Genomic DNA, 16112 nt, shown 5'->3' on the forward strand with positions numbered 1-16112 from the left:
TATTTCATCGAAAATTTACGTTTGTTTGCAAAAAATACCTATGGGTTGGCCGGTGTCCAAAGCCCCAGGCCTTCCATGCCCGGCAGGCCACCCCCCAAGCAAAAAGGGCCAGCGCATGCCGCGCTGGCCCTGGGGTGGGAGATTGATGAAAATCGGCCTCTAGCGCATATTCGACTAGGGCATGCAGCTATTCTTTTTATAGCATCAGAAAACTGCCTGCACCTCACCCGCGCTGCGGGATCTCCAGCCCGCGCACCACGGCCGGCCGCGCCAGGAAGGCGGCCAGCACGCGCTGCACCTGGGGGAAGGCATCGAAGTCCACCAGCTCGCGCGCCTCGTAGAAGCCCACCAGGTTGCGCACCCACGGAAAGACGGCGATGTCGGCGATGGTGTAGTCATCGCCCAGGATCCAGTCGCGCCCGGCCAGGCGCTGCTCCAGCACGCCCAGCAGGCGCCTGGACTCGGCCACGTAGCGGTCGCGCGGGCGCTTGTCCTCGTAGTCCTTGCCGGCGAATTTATGGAAGAACCCGAGCTGACCGAACATGGGGCCGACGCCGCTCATCTGCCACATGACCCACTGCAGGGCCTCGTAGCGCGCGGCCGGGTCCTGCGGCAGGAAGCGGCCGGTCTTCTCGGCCAGGTAGACCAGGATGGCGCCCGATTCGAACAGCGCCAGCGGCCGCCCGCCCGGGCCATCGGGGTCGAGGATGGCGGGGATCTTGTTGTTGGGATTGAGCGAGAGGAACTCGGGCGAGAACTGGTCGTTGGTGTCGAAGCGCACCAGGTGCGGCTCGTACGGCAGGCCCAGCTCCTCCAGCAGGATGGAGACCTTCACGCCGTTGGGCGTGGGCAGCGAATACAGCTGCAGCCGCTCGGGGTGGCGCGCCGGCCACTTGGCGGCGATGGGGTGGGTGATGGACCGAGCGGTGGCGGTGCCGGATGCGGAGGGCGTCGTCGTCATGGTTTTTGCGGGCCTCGGGTGAGCGGCCGGGGTGGCCGGACGGGGATCGAACAGGCGTCGAACCGGGGCGTTCATTACACCCCCGGGGCCCGCGGCGGCGCTGGCGCCGCGCGCAGTAACCCCAAGGCCGCTCAGCCCTTCACCAGGCCGCTGTCCACGATGAGGTTCTGCCCGGTCACGGCGCGCGACCAGGGCGAGAGGAAGAACAGCACCGCGTCGGCGAACTCGGCCGGCGTGGTCACGCGGCGCAGCGGGGTCATGCCGGCGATGAGGTCGAACACCGCCTCGGGCGTGGCGCGGCTGGCGTCGGTGGTGCGCAGCAGGCCGCCCGACACCATGTTCACGGTGATGCCGTGCGGCCCCAGGTCGTTGGCGGCCGTGCGGGTGAGCGACAGCAGCGCGGCCTTGGCGGCGGTGTAGTCGTGGTAGGGCACCACGGGGTTCTGGAACAGGTTGGTGCCCACGTTCACGATGCGCCCGAAACCCTGCGCGCGCATCGCGGGCAGCGCGGCCTGCAGGGTGTTCAGCGCGCCCTTCACGGCGCCGTCGATCTGCTGCTGAAAGCGCTCCCAGGCGATGTCGCCGATCTGCGGGCGCGCGTCGCCGTCGAAGCGGAACTGCGCGAGCGCGTTGTTGACCACCGCGCTGATGGGCCGGCCGGTGCGCTCTTGCGCCTGGGCGATCAGGCGCTGCACGGCGGCGGCATCGGTCACGTTGGCCTGCAGGGCGATGGCGCGCGGGCCCAGTTCTTCGGCCAGGGCGCGGGCGGCCGTGTCGCTGTTCAGGTAGTTGATGACCACGCCGGCGCCTTCGCGCGCCAGCGCCCGGGTGATCGATTCGCCCAGGCCCCGGGCACCGCCGGTGACCAGGACCCATTGTTCGGACAGTTGCATGGTGGTGTCGCTCGCGTGGTGTGGAAAAAGGACCGGGGCCGGGCGTGGTCAGGCCGACGCGGCATACCCCAGCGGTTGCAGAAAGGCGCCCGGCTGCGCGCGGTGGCACAGCAGTGTGAGCTGCTGGCGCGCCCGGGTCATGCCGACGTAGAGGGTGTTCTTCTCCTGCGCGTAGGGAGCCTGCGGCACGGGGAACACGCCCTGCTCCAGGAACGGGATCACCACGTGGTCGAACTCCAGGCCCTTGACGTCCTCGATGTTGGCAAGGACCAGGCTGGCGGAACTGCGCAATTCGCGCTGGCGCTGCTCGGCGGCGTTCAGGTGCAGGAAATACGCGCGCGCGCTGGCAAAGCCTTTCGCCGCCTCGCACAGTCCGGCCAGGTTGGCGAGGGCGTCCTCGCGCCGCTGGCGCGAGACGAACACCTCGCGGATCACGGCGTCGATCTGCAGGGCCTGCAGCAGGCGCGGCAGGGTGTCCCGGCCGCCCGCCTCGCGCGCCACCTCCAGGGCCTTGCGCAGGCGCCGCTGCATGGCGGGCTCGACGTTGGCCACGATCTGGTGGGTGAAGAAGTTCTGCAGGAACAGCGGGTTGTCGGTCACGCTGCGGATGGCGTCCTCCAGCAGGGCCTGCTGCGACTCGTGCTCGCGCCCGGCCACGACGATGCGCGCGCCGCAGAAGAACACCAGCGCCCGCATGAGCTTGTCGCGCGTGCGCGGCTCGGACACGCTGTCGAAGTTGTCGGTGGCCACGGCCAGCAGGCCGCGCACCAACAGCACCTCGGGCCGCAGCAGATAGCTGTCGAAGCCGCTCACGGTGTAGGGCACGTTGTCGGCCAGCAGCCGGTTCTCGATGCCCACCGACTGGTTGGAGTGGCGCAGCAGCACGGCAAAGCCCGCCATGCGGGCGCGGGGCCGGGCGCGCCACTGCTGGGCCGCCTGCGCGACGAGGTCCACGCAGTGCGCGGCATCGTCGTAGGGCCGCAGCTCCACCGCGGTGTCGTGCCCGGCGAGCGAGTCGTAGGGCTTGGCCGCCAGCCGCCCGGCCTTGGCCGCGAGCTTCTTGCCGAAGCGGTGGCTGGGCGTGAGGCGCAGGCGCGCCACCGGGCGGCCGGTGTGCGCGGTGATGGCATCGCCCATGAAGGCGGCATCGGCCCCGTGGGCGCCGTAGATGACCTGGTCGCGGTCGCCCACGCCGCAGAAGGTGCACTGCGTGGTGTCCAGCAGCTCGCGCAGCACGCGGAACGCGGCCTCGTTCATGTCGTGCATCTCGTCGACCAGCACGGCCTGCACGCCGCGCGGCCAGCGCGGCAGGCTGGCCGCGGTGTCGCCGCCGTGCAGGCGCCGGGCCAGGTCGTAAGTGGCATCGAAGGGGCCGCGAAACAGCGGCTCGTCGGCCAGCTCGCGCCGGCGGATGCGCTCGTAGGCCAGGAACACCTTGAGCTGCGTGTAGCCCACGCCGATGGCGGCCGCGTGCTCGGGCGAGGCCGGGCCGCCCTCGCGCTCCAGCTCGTCCTTCATCGTGCCTTTGAGCCACACGCTGGTCGCCAGGAACTCCTCCACGAAGCCGGTGTCGCCCAGCGTGGGCAGCAGCAACTCCTCGCGCCAGCGCTCGTGCTCGTTGTCTTCCACGCGCTGCACGGCCTGCCAGACGAAGGGGCGCAGTTCCTCCAGGTGCCGGTGGTGCGGCACGGGGGCCTCGTACTGGTCGGCCAGCATTTCGGCGCAGAAGGCATCGAACGTGGCGATGCGAAAGCGCTGCGCCACGGGCGCGGGCACGCCGACCTTGCGCAGCGCGGCCTGCAGCGCCTGGCAGGCGGTGGCGGTGTGCGTGAGGGCCAGGCAGCGCTCGGGCGCCACGCCGCGCGCCCAGGCCTGCCCCATGCGCAGGGCGAGCGTGGTGGTCTTGGCCGCGCCGGCGTTGGCCTCGATGACCAGCGTGCGCTCGGCGGACTGCTGGATCGCCAGCTGCTCGGCCGTGGGGTCGATCTGCCTGGCCTGGAAAAGGGGAACGGTGGGGGTAGTGGTCGCCAAGGGATTCTTTTCAGGCAGGGCCACGGCGCGGGCGCAGGGCGCGAAGGCCTCAGCGCCGGCGCTCGGCGCTCACGTCGATTTCGCCAAAGACAGTGACACCGTTCGAGCCCTGCCCGCCGATGCCATGCGTTCCGCGCGACGGCGCCTCGGACGGCTCGCCGCCCGCGCAGCCGGCCAGCAGGCCCACGAAGACCAGGGCCGCCAGGAAGCGGGCGAAGCGGGCGAGCGCGTTCATGCCTCGCCCCCCAAATGCTTGCCCAGGATGCCGGCCAGCTCGAACATGGTGACCTGGTCCTTGCCGAACACGGGGCGCAGCTTGGCGTCGGCGTTGATGGCGCGCTTGTTGGTGGCATCCTGCAGGCCGTTGGCCTTGATGTAGTCCCACATCTTCTTCACGGCCTCGGGCCGGGCGACCGGTTCCGGCCCGATCACCGCCGCCAATGCGGCGCTCGGGGCCTTGCCGGCCGCGGGCTTGCGCGGCGCCTTGGGTGCGGCCGGGGCCTTCTTGGCGGCGGCTTTGGCAGCGGTCTTGGCGGCAGGCTTTGCAGCCTTCTTGGCCGCGGCCGACGTCTTGGCGGCCGCGCCTGCACCGGCCTTTGCAGCGAACGTCTTGCGCGGCGGGAATTTGCTCTCGCGCTGCTCGAACTCGAAGTTCACCTTGCCCGCCTCCTTGTCCCAGGCGAGGAACGCCTTGAACGCCCGGCGCGTGCGCATGCTCACGAACTTGTCGAGCAGATCGGTCTTGCCGGTGGCCAGCAGCTTGCTCATCTGCGCGCGCTCCACGGGCTGCTGCAGGATGATCTTGCCGCTCTTGAAGGTGCAGCTGGGCGTGGGCTGCGCCGCCGTGGGCGCGGCCTTGCTGCACACGTAGTTGCTGCCGTGCTCGTACACGGGCGCGCCGCACACGGGGCAGGCGCCCAGGCTTTCCTGCTCCGAGAAATCGACCAGCTCGCCCGATTCCTCGGCGTTCTTGTCGTCGCCGAAGTCGAACTCCAGCTTGTAGTTGTGCGCCTCGTCGTCATAGACGATGCCCACCTCGGCCGTGAAGGGCCAGCCGGCCTTGGAGCGAAAGCCCTCCAGCGGGCCGATCTTCTTGTCGCGCAGCAGCTGGTCGGCCTCGGCGGTCTCGAAGGTGCGGCCGGCCGGCGACTTGCCGAACGAGAAGCCGCAGGCGTCCGAGCCGTCGCCGGCCTTGCCCACGCAGGCGTAGCGGCGGTAGTTCTCTTTCACCACGCCGCCGCAGTTGGGGCACGGCGCGGAGAGCGTGGCGTAGTCGCCGGGAATGGTGTCGCGGTCGTATTCCTTGGCCTTCTTGACCATGCGCTCGGTCATCCGGGCGATGTCGGCCATGAAGGCCTCGCGGCTGAGCAGGCCCTTTTCCATCTGCGAGAGCTTGAACTCCCAGTCGCCCGTGAGGTCGGCTCGGCACAGTTCCTCGACCTCCAGCCCGCGCAGCAAGGTCATCAGCTGGAAGGCCTTGGCCGTGGGGATCAGTTCGCGGCCCTCGCGCAGCATGTACTTTTCGGTCAGCAGCCCTTCGATGATGGCCGCGCGCGTGGCCGGGGTGCCCAGGCCCTTTTCCTGCATGGCCGAGCGCAGTTCCTCATCGTCGATCTGCTTGCCCGCGCTTTCCATGGCGCCCAGCAGCGTGGCTTCGGAGTAGCGCGCGGGCGGCTTGGTCTTGAGGCCCTTGGGCTCCACGAAGTCGGTGCGCACCATCTCGCCGGGCTGCACGGGCACGAGGTTCTGGCCCTTGTCGCCTTCCTTGGCGCCCTCCACCTCGTCGGCGGCTTCCTTGCCGTAGATGGCCAGCCAGCCGGGCCGCACCAGCACCTTGCCCTCGGTCTTGAAATGGTGGTTGACCACTTGACTGATCCGCGTGGTGACCATGTATTCAGCACTCGGGAAGAACACCGCCATGAAGCGGCGCACCACCAGGTCGTACAGCTTCTGCTCGGCCTCGGACAGCCCGCTCGGGGCCTGCAGCGTGGGGATGATGGCGAAGTGATCGCTGACCTTGCTGTTGTCGAAGATGCGCTTGTTGGGCTTCACATAGTTGCCGTCCAGCGCCTGCTGTGCAAAGGGCGCCAGGTGGCGCATGCCGCTCGTGGCCAGCATGCCGAAGGTGTCGCGCGCCACGGGCAGGTAGTCCTCGGGCAGGGCGCGCGAGTCGGTCCGCGGGTAGGTCAGGGCCTTGTGGCGCTCGTACAGGCTTTGCGCCAGGGCCAGCGTGGTCTTGGCGCTGAAGCCGAACTTGCCGTTGGCCTCGCGCTGCAGGCTGGTCAGGTCGAACAGCAGGGGCGAGGACTGCGAAGTGGGCTTGGATTCCTCGGTGACGCTGGCCGCCTTGCCGCGCACCGCATCGGCGATGGCCACGGCGTCGGCATGGTTCCAGATCCGGTCGGCCTTCGCCTCGGGGTCTTCGCTCTTCTTCCACTGGGGGTTGAACCACTTGCCCAGGTACTCGCCCGCCTCGGCATGGAAGCCCGCGTGCACTTCCCAATAGTCGCGGCTCACGAACTTGCGGATCTTTTCCTCGCGCTCGACCACCAGCGAAAGCGTGGGCGTCTGCACCCGGCCCACGGTGGTGAGGAAGAACCCGCCGTCGCGCGAGTTGAAGGCCGTCATGGCCCGCGTGCCGTTGATGCCCACCAGCCAGTCGGCCTCGGAGCGGCTGCGCGCGGCGTGGGCCAGGCCCTGCATCTGCTGCTCGGAGCGCAGCGCCTCGAAGCCGTCGCGGATGGCCTGCGGCGTCATCGACTGCAGCCACAGGCGCTTGACCGGCTTGCCCAGTCCCTTGCCGTCGGGCTTGGAGCCGCCGGCGTACTGCTCGATCAGCCGGAAGATCAGCTCGCCCTCGCGGCCCGCGTCGCAGGCGTTGATGAGCTGGGTGACGTCCTTGCGCTTGGCCTGCCGCACCACGGCCGACAGGCGGCTCTTGGTCTTGTCCACGGGCTTGAGGTCGAAATACGGCGGGATCACGGGCAGGTGGGCGAAGCTCCACTTGCCGCGCTTGACGTCGAATTCCTCGGGCGCCTGGATCTCCACCAGGTGGCCCACCGCGCTGGTGACCACGTAGCGGTCGTTCTCGAAATGGTCCTCGTGCTTGTCGAACTTGCCCGCCACGGGGGTGAGCGCGCGCACGATGTCCTGGGCCACCGAGGGTTTTTCTGCAATTACCAGTGTCTTGGTCATGTTGTGGGTTTCGCCGTTGAAAGGCGCTTCTACAATCCGCTTCTCACACGCGTACACGCGCACGCGCCTGTGTGCCTATTCAAACTAACAGAGTTTTGCCATGCCCCGCACCGCATCGCCCGCAGCCCCCCCGTCCGCACCGGGGCGCCGCCTCCAGACCCGGCGCTCGGGCGTGCATGGCAAGGGCGTCTTCGCCGTGCAGGATATCGCCGAAGGCGAAGTGCTCATCGAGTACACGGGCGAGGTCATCAGCTGGCAGGAGGCCCAGGACCGGCACCCGCACGATCCCGCGCAGCCCAACCATACCTTTTACTTCCACGTGGATGAAGACCACGTGATCGACGCAAAGTTCGGCGGCAATTCATCGCGCTGGATCAACCACAGCTGCGACCCCAACTGCTTCGCCGACGAGCGCGGCGGCCGGATCTTCATCACCGCACTGCGCAACATCGCCGCGGGCGACGAGCTGAACTACGACTACGGCCTCATCATCGAAGAGCGCTACACCCCCAAGCTCAAGGCCGAATACCCCTGCTGGTGCGGCAGCGCCAACTGCCGGGGCACGCTGCTGGCGCCCAAGCGCGGCTGGGCGCCGCCGGGCATGGCGCCTGAAAAGCCGGCCAAGGCGAACAAGGCCGGCAACGAAGCGAAGCGCGGCCAGGGCTCCCGCAAGGCCAACAAGGCATCGCCTACCACCGAAACCGCCGCGCCGCCCCCGCCGGGCCGCCAGGCGCGGAGCCCCCGCCGGTGACCGGCCGCTCCCCCGACGCCCCCATCCGCTGGCCCGCCGAGGCCATCTGGGAAGCCGTGGCCCCCGTGCTGCCGGGCTTCACCGTGGAGGTGCTGCCGAGCATCGACTCCACCAACACCGAACTCATGCGCCGCGCCCGCGCGGGCCTGGCCGAGCCCACACTGCTCGTGGCCGAGCTGCAGACCGCCGGCCGCGGGCGGCTGGGCCGGCCCTGGCGTGGCGCGGTGGGCGATGCGCTCATGTTCTCGCTGGGCATGCCGCTGGCGCCGGCCGACTGGTCGGGCCTGTCGCTCGCCGTGGGGGTGAGCGTGGCCGAGAGCCTGCAGCCCACGCCGCTGGCGGGTGCCGCGCGCATCGGCCTCAAATGGCCCAACGACCTGTGGCTGGACGGTGATCGCAAGCTGGCCGGCATCCTGGTGGAGACGGCGAGCCTCGTCGCGCCCGGCTGGGAAGCGCATGCCGCCCCCGCCACGCGCTACGTGGTGGCCGGCATCGGCATCAACGTGCAGCCGCCGCAGGCGGACGGCATGAACACCCCGCCCGGCAGCCTGCAGGACGTGGAGCCCGGCCTGGATGCGCCCACGGCGCTGCAGCGCATCGCCGCGCCGCTGGTCGCCATGCTGCAATCCTTCGAGGCCTATGGCTTCGCGCCAGTGCAGGCCCGGTTCCACCAGCGCGACGTGCTGAACGGCCGCGCGGTGACGCTGAGCGATGGCACCACGGGCACGGCCCATGGCGTGGGCGAGGATGGCGCGCTGCTGGTGCACACCGCGCAGGGCATGCAGGCCGTGACCAGCTCCGAGATCAGCGTGCGGCCCGCCGGCCCGTCGGCGCCCCGCTGACCGAGAAAGGCCCACCCATGCTGCGCGCCGCCGTCCTGGTTCTGCTGCTGGCCAATGCCGGCTACTACGCGTGGGCGCAGGGGCTGCTGCGCTCCTGGGGCTGGGCACCGCCCGAGCAGTCCGAGCCCCAGCGCCTGGAGCAGCAGATCCAGCCCGAGAACCTGCGCCTGGGCCGAGCCAACGGAGCGGGCACCACCCCCAACGCAAACGCGAACGGGGGCGAAGCGCCTGCGGCCCCCGCCACCCCGCCCGCTCCCGCCTCCACTCCCGCACCCAGCACCAGCGAGGCCGCGCCCGCATCGGCCCCACCCGTGGCCGCCGCCGAGCCCGCGCCCTGCCTGCAGGCGGGCACGTTCGAGAAGGGGCAGCTCGATGCGCTGCGCACCGCCACGGCCGGCCTGCCGGCGGGCAGCTGGACGCTGGAGCCGATCTCGCTCACCGGCCGCTGGATGGTCTACATGGGCCGCTTCGCCGACGAGGACACGCTGGAGAAGAAACGCGCCGAGCTGCGCGCCCGCAAGGTGCCGTACGACCGGCCGGGCGCGGCGCTGGAGCCGGGCCTGTCGCTGGGCCGCTTTTCCACGGAAGAGGCTGCCGAGCGGGCCCTGGCCACGCTGGGCACGCAGGGCGTGCGCACCGCCCGCGTGGTGCAGGAACGCACCGATGCCACGGGCTACGTGCTGCGCCTGCCGGCCGCCACCGCGGCCCTGCGCACCCAGGCGGAAGGGCAGTTGCGCGGCCTGCTGGCCAGCCGGCCGTTCCGCGCCTGCGGCTGACCGGCCGGCCACGCCGGCTTGGTCTCCCGGCTCAGGCCAGCAGCCGCAGGCTGCCGGGGCACAGCGTCTGCACCAGCTCTTCCATGCCTTCGACCAGGGCGCTCACCAGGGCATTCGGGCCTTCGGCGGGCAGGTCTTCGGCGAACACGATGGCCTGGCTCAGCACCGACTCCTCCAGCACCACGGGCGGCAGGCCGTGCTGCTGCAGCGCCCAGTCCATGGCCATGAGGGCGGCCGGGCCGTTGCCCTCGTCGAAGGGGCGCAGGCTGACCAGGGCCTGGTACAGGCGCGCGGCCCGCTCCACGGCCTCCAGGCGGGTCAGCGCGGGATAGACCGCATCGGCCGGCGAGATCCAGGCCGACAGCGTTTCCAGGTGGCGCGTGAGCGAGGCCGCCATGGGATAGGCGCGCTGCTCGCCGGCACCCGGCGTGAGGAAGCGGGGGGCGAGCACGCCCGGGTCGCCGAAGACGGTGGAGCCCGAGGTGCCCGCAGCCAGCCGCTGGAATTCGCGCGTGCGCGCCCGGGGCCCGCCGGCCGGGCAGCCGTTCAGGCGCCAGCCGATCTCCAGCAGCCGCTCGGGTGTGATGGACTGGCCCGCATGCAGCCAGGTGCCCACGGCCTGGGCGGCGTCGGCCCAGGCGTCTTCCGTGCCCACGCCATCGGTGCGCAGCACCAGCGACAGGCCGCTGCGCCAGGCGTTCACCTCGGCGCGCAGGCCCGCATTCTTGCGCAGCACGCCCAGGCATTCCTGCCAGCCGACGGCCACGCCGTCCAGCCGCGCGGCCAGGCGCGCCTGCTGCGGCGGGTTCCAGCGGGGGGCCTGCAGCAGGTTGGACAGCAGCGCCACGGGCGTGCCCGTCAGATCGACGGCGGGATGGTCCCGCACGGCGGCCGGCACGTTGTGCAGCTGCAGGTTGTGCGACAGGTCCAGCAGCTGCAGCACGGGCATGCGGGCCATGGCCTCGGGCACGTTCTGCAGGCCGCAATGCGTGAGGATCACGGTCGCCAGCCGCGGCGCCTGCGCCAGCGATTCGGGCAGCTCGCGCAGGCTGAAGTTGGCCGACAGGTCCAGCATTTCGAGGTGCTGCAGCCAGGCCAGCGCCTGCGGCACTTCGGTGACCACGCAGTTGCGCGCCGTGAGGGTGCGCAGCCCCCGGCACAGCGCCAGGGTCTCGGGCAGGCGGTGAAAGCCCGTGTTGTCCGACACGTCCAGGTGCTTGAGATGACGCAGGCGGTCCAGCCCGGGCGGCAGGGAGGACAGGCGCAGCACGCGCAGGTCCAGTTGCCAGCCCTCCTCGCCCAGGGCGTGGCAGGCCAGCACGCGCCTGACCGCCTCCTGGCGGCGTTCGGCGAACGTGGCGGCGGTTTCGCCTTCGTCGTCCAGGTCCGCTTCGGGGGTGCGCAGGCGGCCGAGCATGCGGGCCCACAGGCCCTGCTGGCGGGGCGGCGGCCGGTTGGGATCGGCATCGCACCATTCCTGCAGTTCGCGCATCCAGCGCTCCATTTCGGGGGTTTCGTTGCCAGCGCGGCCGGCGGCCCGGGCAGCGCCGTGCCCCTGGGCTGCATGGTGGCGGCGCAGGAAGCGGAAGGCCGATGCGCCCTCGCTGGTCGCGGCGCTGCCCTCGGCACCGGGGCTGTGGGGTACGCGGGCAAGGACGTCGGTGGTCGCGTTCATGGCATGGGCACGCGGGCAAACGCGTGGTGAAAGGGTTGGTGATGGAGCAAACCCGTCCAATTGCGACGGGATGCATCCAATCTACGGACCGGGCCCCTCGCGCCGTGGTGCGAATGCGATGCCTTGGCCGCGCATGCGAAATTTCAGCGCGGCAGCAGGGTGCAAAGGGCTTCCTCCATCCCCTGCATCACGGCGTCGAAAAGCGCATGAGGCACGCCGCCGGCTGGGGCCGAGGCGAAGACCGCGGCATCGGTCAACGCGCCGTCGGCCACCGTCCCGTCCGTCGCCACCTGCCCGGTCATGGCTTCGGCGTCCAGCGCGACGGGCGGCAACCCATGCTGCTGCAGGGCCCAGTCCATCGCCATCAGCGCGGCCGGGCCATTGCCCTCCTCGAAGGGGCGCAGGCTCTCCACCGCCCGGTACAGCAGCGCGGCCCGCTCCATGGCCGCCAGCGGAGAAGCCGGCCCGTCGCCCTGGGCCAGCCAGGTGTCCAGCGCCGCGAGATGGCCGGGCAGTGCGAGGACCGGGGGATAGTCGAGGTGGCTGGCGGTGAGGCCCTGCGCATCGGCCGGGATGCGCTGGAACTCCATTGCCCGCAGCTGCGCCCCGCCGGCGGGGCGGCCGTTCAGGCGCCAGCTGATCTCCTGCAGGCGCTCGGTCGTGATCGGCAGGCCCTGGCTCAGCCAGCCCCGCACGGCCGCGTCCGCATCGGCCCAGGCGGCTTCGGTGTCCGCGCCGTCAATGCGCAACGCCTGAGAGAGCGCATTTCGCGCCTGATCCATCGCTGCACGCGATGCGCTGCCGTCCCGCAGCAAGGGCTCACAAGCCCGCCAGGCGCTCGACAGTGGTCCCACACGGGTTTCCAGCGCAGCGCGCTGCTCGGAGGTCCATGGCACGGTCTGCAGCAAGCGGTCCGTGAGCGCCACCGGCGTGCCCTGCAGTGCGAGGGCAACGTGGCTCTCGCGCAGGCCGGGCGGCAGCGTATGCAGGCCGCGGTTGTGCGACACATCCACGGTCCGCAGCGCCGGCATGTCCGCCATGCCCGGCGGCAGGTGGCTCACGTCGCAATGCGGCACGCGCAGCTCCCGCAGGCGGGGGGCTTGCGCCATGGCCTGCGGCAGTGCGTTGAGAAAAGGGTTGGCCGACAGATCGAGCGTTTCGAGGTTCGGCAACTGGAACAGGGAGGGCGGCACGTGGCTGACAAAGCCGTTGCAGGCCGTGAGGCTGCGCAGGTTGCGGCACCCGGCCAGCCCTTCGGGCAGGGATTGCAGGCCGGTGTTGTTCGACAGGTCCAGCGCCTCCAGATGCGCCAGCCGTTCCAGGCCCGGCGGCAGGCTGGAGAGTCCCAGCCCGCTCAGATCGAGCGTGCGGCCATTGGCGCTTTGCGCATGGCAGGCGAGCAAGCGCTGCATCGCCACCTCCCGGCGCTCCGCGAGCAGGGGAAGGCCATCGTCCGCCTTCTCCGCCCTGGCCTTGCGCCCCAGCGCCCGCAGGCGCCCGAACAGCCCATGGTGGCCCGACACGGCCCGGTGCGGATCGGCGTCGCACCAGCGTTGCAGCTCCTGCTTCCACCGAACCGTGTCGAAGGACGCTGCGCGGGGCGGTATCGCCCCCGATGCAGCGGCCGCCGCGCGCGATCGCAGTGCCTGGGCGTGCGTGTCGGCATAGGCCGGCGTGGAGCGCGAGGGGGGCGATGGCACCGCAGCGGGGGGCGGGGCTTCGGAGCGGTGCGTGAACGGCTCCTGTTTGAACAGGGTGGAAAGCGATGGCATGGCAGGGCGGACACGCGGCGAGCGCGTCGCGGGCAGGGGGTGGGCAGGCCCGCGGGACGGGCCAGTGGACCCGCAATCTACGAAGTCGGCCGGCTCCGCTCCGCCCGGAATGCGAATGCAATGCACGCCATGCGAAGCGAGCCGCGCGCAAGCCGCGCCGCTTCCCCTTTTGCAAAAAAGCGCAGCGCGCCCCTGCCGCTTTCAATGCCGCGTCAATGCCGCCTTACTGCCGCGGATCGGTCGCCAGCAGCCACTCCACCAGCGCGCGCAGATCGGACTGCAGCCGCGCGAAACCTGCCGGCTCGATGGCCAGCGTGCGCTCGTCCATGTAGAGCTTGCGGTTGATCTCCACCTGGATGCTGTGGCGGTGCGCCGCCGGGTGGCCGTAGCGGCGCACCAGCTCCACGCCCTTGTAGGGGTGGTTGTAGTCCACGCTGTAGCCGCGCTCGCGCAGAAAGGCGCAGATCGCCTGCGACAGCGCCGGGCTGGCGGTGGTGCCGTCGCGGTCGCCGATCACGAAGTCCGCATGGTGCAGGCCCGGGTGCAGCGTGGCGTGGCTGGCGGCCACGGCGGGCATGGAGTGGCAGTTGATGTGGATGCTGTAGCCGTGGCGCGCATGGGCTTGGTCGATCGCCCGGGCCACGGCCGCGTGGTAGGGGCGCCAGCAGCGGTCGATGCGTGCGCGCGCCTCGGCCACGGAGAGCGGCCGGTCGTAGATGGGCACGCCCTCGTCGGTGAACTTCCAGATCAGCCCCTTGCCCAGCCGCACCTTCTGCAGCACGACGGGATCGGTGGTGACGGGATCGGTCCACGCGGTGTCGAACCCGGCCTCGAACATGCTGGCATCGACCTCGGTGGTGTCGCGGTTGGCGTCCAGGTAGATGCGGGGAAAGTGCGCCTCCACCCAGGCCGCGCCCAGCGCGGGGGCGAAGGCGTAGAGCTTCTCGACATGCGTGTCCTCGGCGCGGCGCAGCGTGGGCAGGTCGATGGCGGCGCGGAAGTCGTCGGGGTAGGTGGTGCCGCTGTGCGGCGAATCGAGCACCAGGGCCGTGCGGCCGGGCACGGCGGAGAACATGGCCGCTGGCGCAGCAGCCGCGGCGACGGCGGGCGCGCCCGCCGCCCCCGGCTCGGCGGCCTGCAGCCGGTGCCGACGTTGGATCAGTTGCAGCGCTGCATGCATCGGCGCACTCCTGCGAGGTCAGTCGAGCTGGATCTTGGCATAGGCGGCCACTTTCTTCATCTTGTCGATCTCCCGCACGATCTGCTGCGAGAAGTCCGCGGGCGAGGTGCCCGAAGCATAGAGCCCCTGCCCGGCCAGGCGCTCGCGCACCGCCGGCTCCCGCAGGGCCGCGGCCACGGCCTGCTGCACGCGCAGCACGGCGGCGGCGGGGGTGGACGCCGGCGCCACCAGGCCGAACCACGAGGGCTCGTTGGCCTGGGGAAAGCCCAGCTGCGCATAGGTGGGCACCTCGGGCAGCACGTCCAGCCGCTCGGGCCAGGACACGGCCAGGGCCTTGAGCTTGCCGGACTTGACGTGCGGCAGCGACGAGGCCACCTGGTCGAAATACACCGGTACCTGCCCGCCCACCACGTCGTTGATCGCCGGGCCGGCACCGCGGTAGGGAATGTGCACCATGGAAGTGCCCGTGCTGCTCTTGAACAGCTCGCCCCACATGTGGCCGATGGTGCCGTTGCCCGGCGTGGCGTAGGACACCTTGCCGGGGTTGGCCTTGAGGTACTTCACCAGCTCGGCGAAGTCCTTGACCGGCAGGACCTTGGGGTTGACCACGATCACCCCGGGAGCCTTGACGATCTCGGTCACGCCGGCGAAGTCCTTGACGGGGTCGTAGGGCAGCTTGGAGAACACGGCCGGGTTCACGCCGTGGGTGGACAGCGTGGCCACGCCCAGCGTGAGCCCGTCGCCCGCGGCGCGCCCCACCTCGGCCATGCCGATGGAGCCGCCCGCGCCGGCGCGGTTCTCGATCACCACGGGCTGGCCCAGCAGGCGCTGCAGCGGCTCCTGCAGGGCGCGGCCGGCGATGTCGGTGGCGCCGCCGGGCGGGAAGGGCACGATGATGCGCAGGGGCTTGTCTTGCGCGAAAGACATTCCAGGAAGGACAGTTGTGGCAGCCATAGCTGCGATCCATTGACGGCGTTGCATGGAGATTTTCCTCGGAAGATGGCAGAGATTACCGAAATCGGTGCCCATTGAAAAGCAATTGATGTGCCTGTTAATATTCCATTTGAGAATGTTTTAAGAACCCGAACGCCATGTCCTTGCGCCGACTCACCCCCCCGCTGCACCTGCTGCGGGCCTTTTGCACGGTAGCGCGTTTCGGCGGCGTCTCCCGCGCGGCCGAGGCCCTGCACCTGACGCAGAGCGCGGTCAGCAAGCAGGTGCAGGAGCTGGAGCGCTGGGTGGGCATCGCCCTGTTCGAGCGCAGCCGCAAGCGCCTGACCCTCACCCCCGCCGGCGAACGCTACGAAAAGGCGGTGCGCTCGCTGCTCGCCCGGCTGGAGGCGGCCACGCTGGAGCTCATCACCAGCAGCGACGGCGGCGGCGCGCTGCACCTGTCCGCCCTGCCCACCTTCGCCGCCAAGTGGCTGATCCCGCGGCTGCCGCAGTTCCAGCACCAGCACCCGCAGATCACGCTGCATTTCGTGCCCTTCGTGCACGGCTACGACTTCGCCAACCCCGACTTGGATTGCTCCATCCTCTTCGGCGACGGCCACTGGCCCGGGGCGCGCGCGCACTACCTGGCCGGCAATGATGTCGCGCTGATCGCACCGCCCGCCGGCGCGGGCGACTCCGCGCCTCTGCAGGCCCCGCGCGACGTGGTGCGCAGCGCCCTGCTGCGCCACGTGTCGGTGCCCGACGCGTGGGAGCGCTGGAGCGAGGTCCACGGCGTGGCCGGGCTCGATGCGCTGGCCGGCCCGCAGTTCGACCAGTTCGAGAGCATGATCCGCGCCGTCTCGGTGGGCATGGGCGTCGCCCTGGTGCCGCGATGCCTGGTGCACGACGAGATCGCCGCGGGCGTGGTGGCCGAGCCCCTGGCGCAGGGCGGCTACACCAGCGCGCTGGGCTACTGGTTCTGCTACCCCGAGGCCCGCGCGCAGCTGGCCACGCTGGACCGGTTCCGCCAATGGCTGCTGGACTCGGCGGCCGGCCCGCACGCTGCGCGGGCGGACTGAAAACCGCCCCGCGCCGGGGTTCGA

The 16112-nt window shown here is 70.7% G+C and carries 13 protein-coding genes; 4 read left to right on the forward strand and 9 right to left on the reverse strand.

Annotated features, from left to right (window positions below):
- Positions 1 to 223 precede the first annotated feature (223 nt).
- The 5 genes from AVKW3434_RS14775 to AVKW3434_RS14795 form a co-directional block, all read right to left on the reverse strand.
- Positions 224 to 961, reverse strand: coding sequence for a glutathione S-transferase N-terminal domain-containing protein (locus AVKW3434_RS14775; RefSeq protein ID WP_284406445.1), 738 nt, complete (start codon positions 959 to 961; stop codon positions 224 to 226).
- Positions 962 to 1092: 131 nt separating this feature from the next.
- Complete coding sequence (locus AVKW3434_RS14780) at positions 1093 to 1854, reverse strand: 3-oxoacyl-ACP reductase (RefSeq protein ID WP_284406446.1); 762 nt, start codon at positions 1852 to 1854, stop codon at positions 1093 to 1095.
- Between the two features lie 48 nt (positions 1855 to 1902).
- Positions 1903 to 3885: a UvrD-helicase domain-containing protein gene (locus tag AVKW3434_RS14785; RefSeq protein ID WP_284406447.1), complete on the reverse strand. Its 1983-nt coding sequence runs from the start codon at positions 3883 to 3885 to the stop codon at positions 1903 to 1905.
- Positions 3886 to 3934: 49 nt separating this feature from the next.
- Positions 3935 to 4120: a hypothetical protein gene (locus AVKW3434_RS14790; RefSeq protein WP_284406448.1), complete on the reverse strand. Its 186-nt coding sequence runs from the start codon at positions 4118 to 4120 to the stop codon at positions 3935 to 3937.
- A complete protein-coding gene (locus AVKW3434_RS14795) occupies positions 4117 to 7080 on the reverse strand; it encodes a DNA topoisomerase III (RefSeq protein ID WP_284406449.1) in 2964 nt (987 codons plus the stop codon). Before AVKW3434_RS14795 ends, AVKW3434_RS14790 begins: the two co-directional genes overlap by 4 nt.
- 100 nt (positions 7081 to 7180) lie before the next feature.
- Between AVKW3434_RS14795 and AVKW3434_RS14800 the strand changes: the two genes are divergently transcribed.
- Genes AVKW3434_RS14800 through AVKW3434_RS14810 form a run of 3 tightly spaced genes read left to right on the forward strand, consistent with a single transcriptional unit; the run spans position 7181 to position 9449 of the window.
- The gene (locus AVKW3434_RS14800) at positions 7181 to 7831 is read left to right on the forward strand and encodes an SET domain-containing protein (RefSeq protein WP_284406450.1); all 651 of its coding nucleotides are present in this window, start codon (positions 7181 to 7183) and stop codon (positions 7829 to 7831) included.
- Positions 7828 to 8673: a biotin--[acetyl-CoA-carboxylase] ligase gene (locus AVKW3434_RS14805; RefSeq protein ID WP_284406451.1), complete on the forward strand. Its 846-nt coding sequence runs from the start codon at positions 7828 to 7830 to the stop codon at positions 8671 to 8673. The genes AVKW3434_RS14800 and AVKW3434_RS14805 overlap by 4 nt, the downstream gene beginning before the upstream one ends.
- A gap of 17 nt (positions 8674 to 8690) precedes the next feature.
- Entirely contained in the window at positions 8691 to 9449 is a 759-nt protein-coding gene (locus AVKW3434_RS14810; RefSeq protein WP_284406452.1) for an SPOR domain-containing protein, read from the forward strand.
- Between the two features lie 31 nt (positions 9450 to 9480).
- On the opposite strand, the gene xopAC (AVKW3434_RS14815) is transcribed toward AVKW3434_RS14810, so the two are convergent.
- The 4 genes from xopAC (AVKW3434_RS14815) to AVKW3434_RS14830 form a co-directional block, all read right to left on the reverse strand.
- A complete protein-coding gene (xopAC, locus tag AVKW3434_RS14815) occupies positions 9481 to 11124 on the reverse strand; it encodes a XopAC/AvrAC family type III secretion system effector (protein WP_284406453.1) in 1644 nt (547 codons plus the stop codon).
- Between the two features lie 143 nt (positions 11125 to 11267).
- Positions 11268 to 12896 carry a XopAC/AvrAC family type III secretion system effector gene (gene xopAC, locus AVKW3434_RS14820; protein WP_284406454.1) on the reverse strand — a complete coding sequence of 543 codons (1629 nt, stop codon included), beginning with the start codon at positions 12894 to 12896 and terminating at the stop codon, positions 11268 to 11270.
- 223 nt (positions 12897 to 13119) lie between these two features.
- Positions 13120 to 14076 (reverse strand): N-formylglutamate amidohydrolase, encoded by a 957-nt coding sequence (locus AVKW3434_RS14825; protein ID WP_284406455.1) that lies wholly within the window; start codon positions 14074 to 14076, stop codon positions 13120 to 13122.
- Between the two features lie 18 nt (positions 14077 to 14094).
- Positions 14095 to 15057 carry a Bug family tripartite tricarboxylate transporter substrate binding protein gene (locus AVKW3434_RS14830; RefSeq protein ID WP_284406456.1) on the reverse strand — a complete coding sequence of 321 codons (963 nt, stop codon included), beginning with the start codon at positions 15055 to 15057 and terminating at the stop codon, positions 14095 to 14097.
- A 110-nt stretch (positions 15058 to 15167) separates the two neighbouring features.
- Between AVKW3434_RS14830 and AVKW3434_RS14835 the strand changes: the two genes are divergently transcribed.
- Positions 15168 to 16088: a LysR substrate-binding domain-containing protein gene (locus tag AVKW3434_RS14835; RefSeq protein WP_284406457.1), complete on the forward strand. Its 921-nt coding sequence runs from the start codon at positions 15168 to 15170 to the stop codon at positions 16086 to 16088.
- Positions 16089 to 16112: the final 24 nt, after the last annotated feature.

It is taken from the genome of Acidovorax sp. SUPP3434 (assembly GCF_030159015.1).
Classification (GTDB): Bacteria; Pseudomonadota; Gammaproteobacteria; order Burkholderiales; family Burkholderiaceae_C; genus Paracidovorax.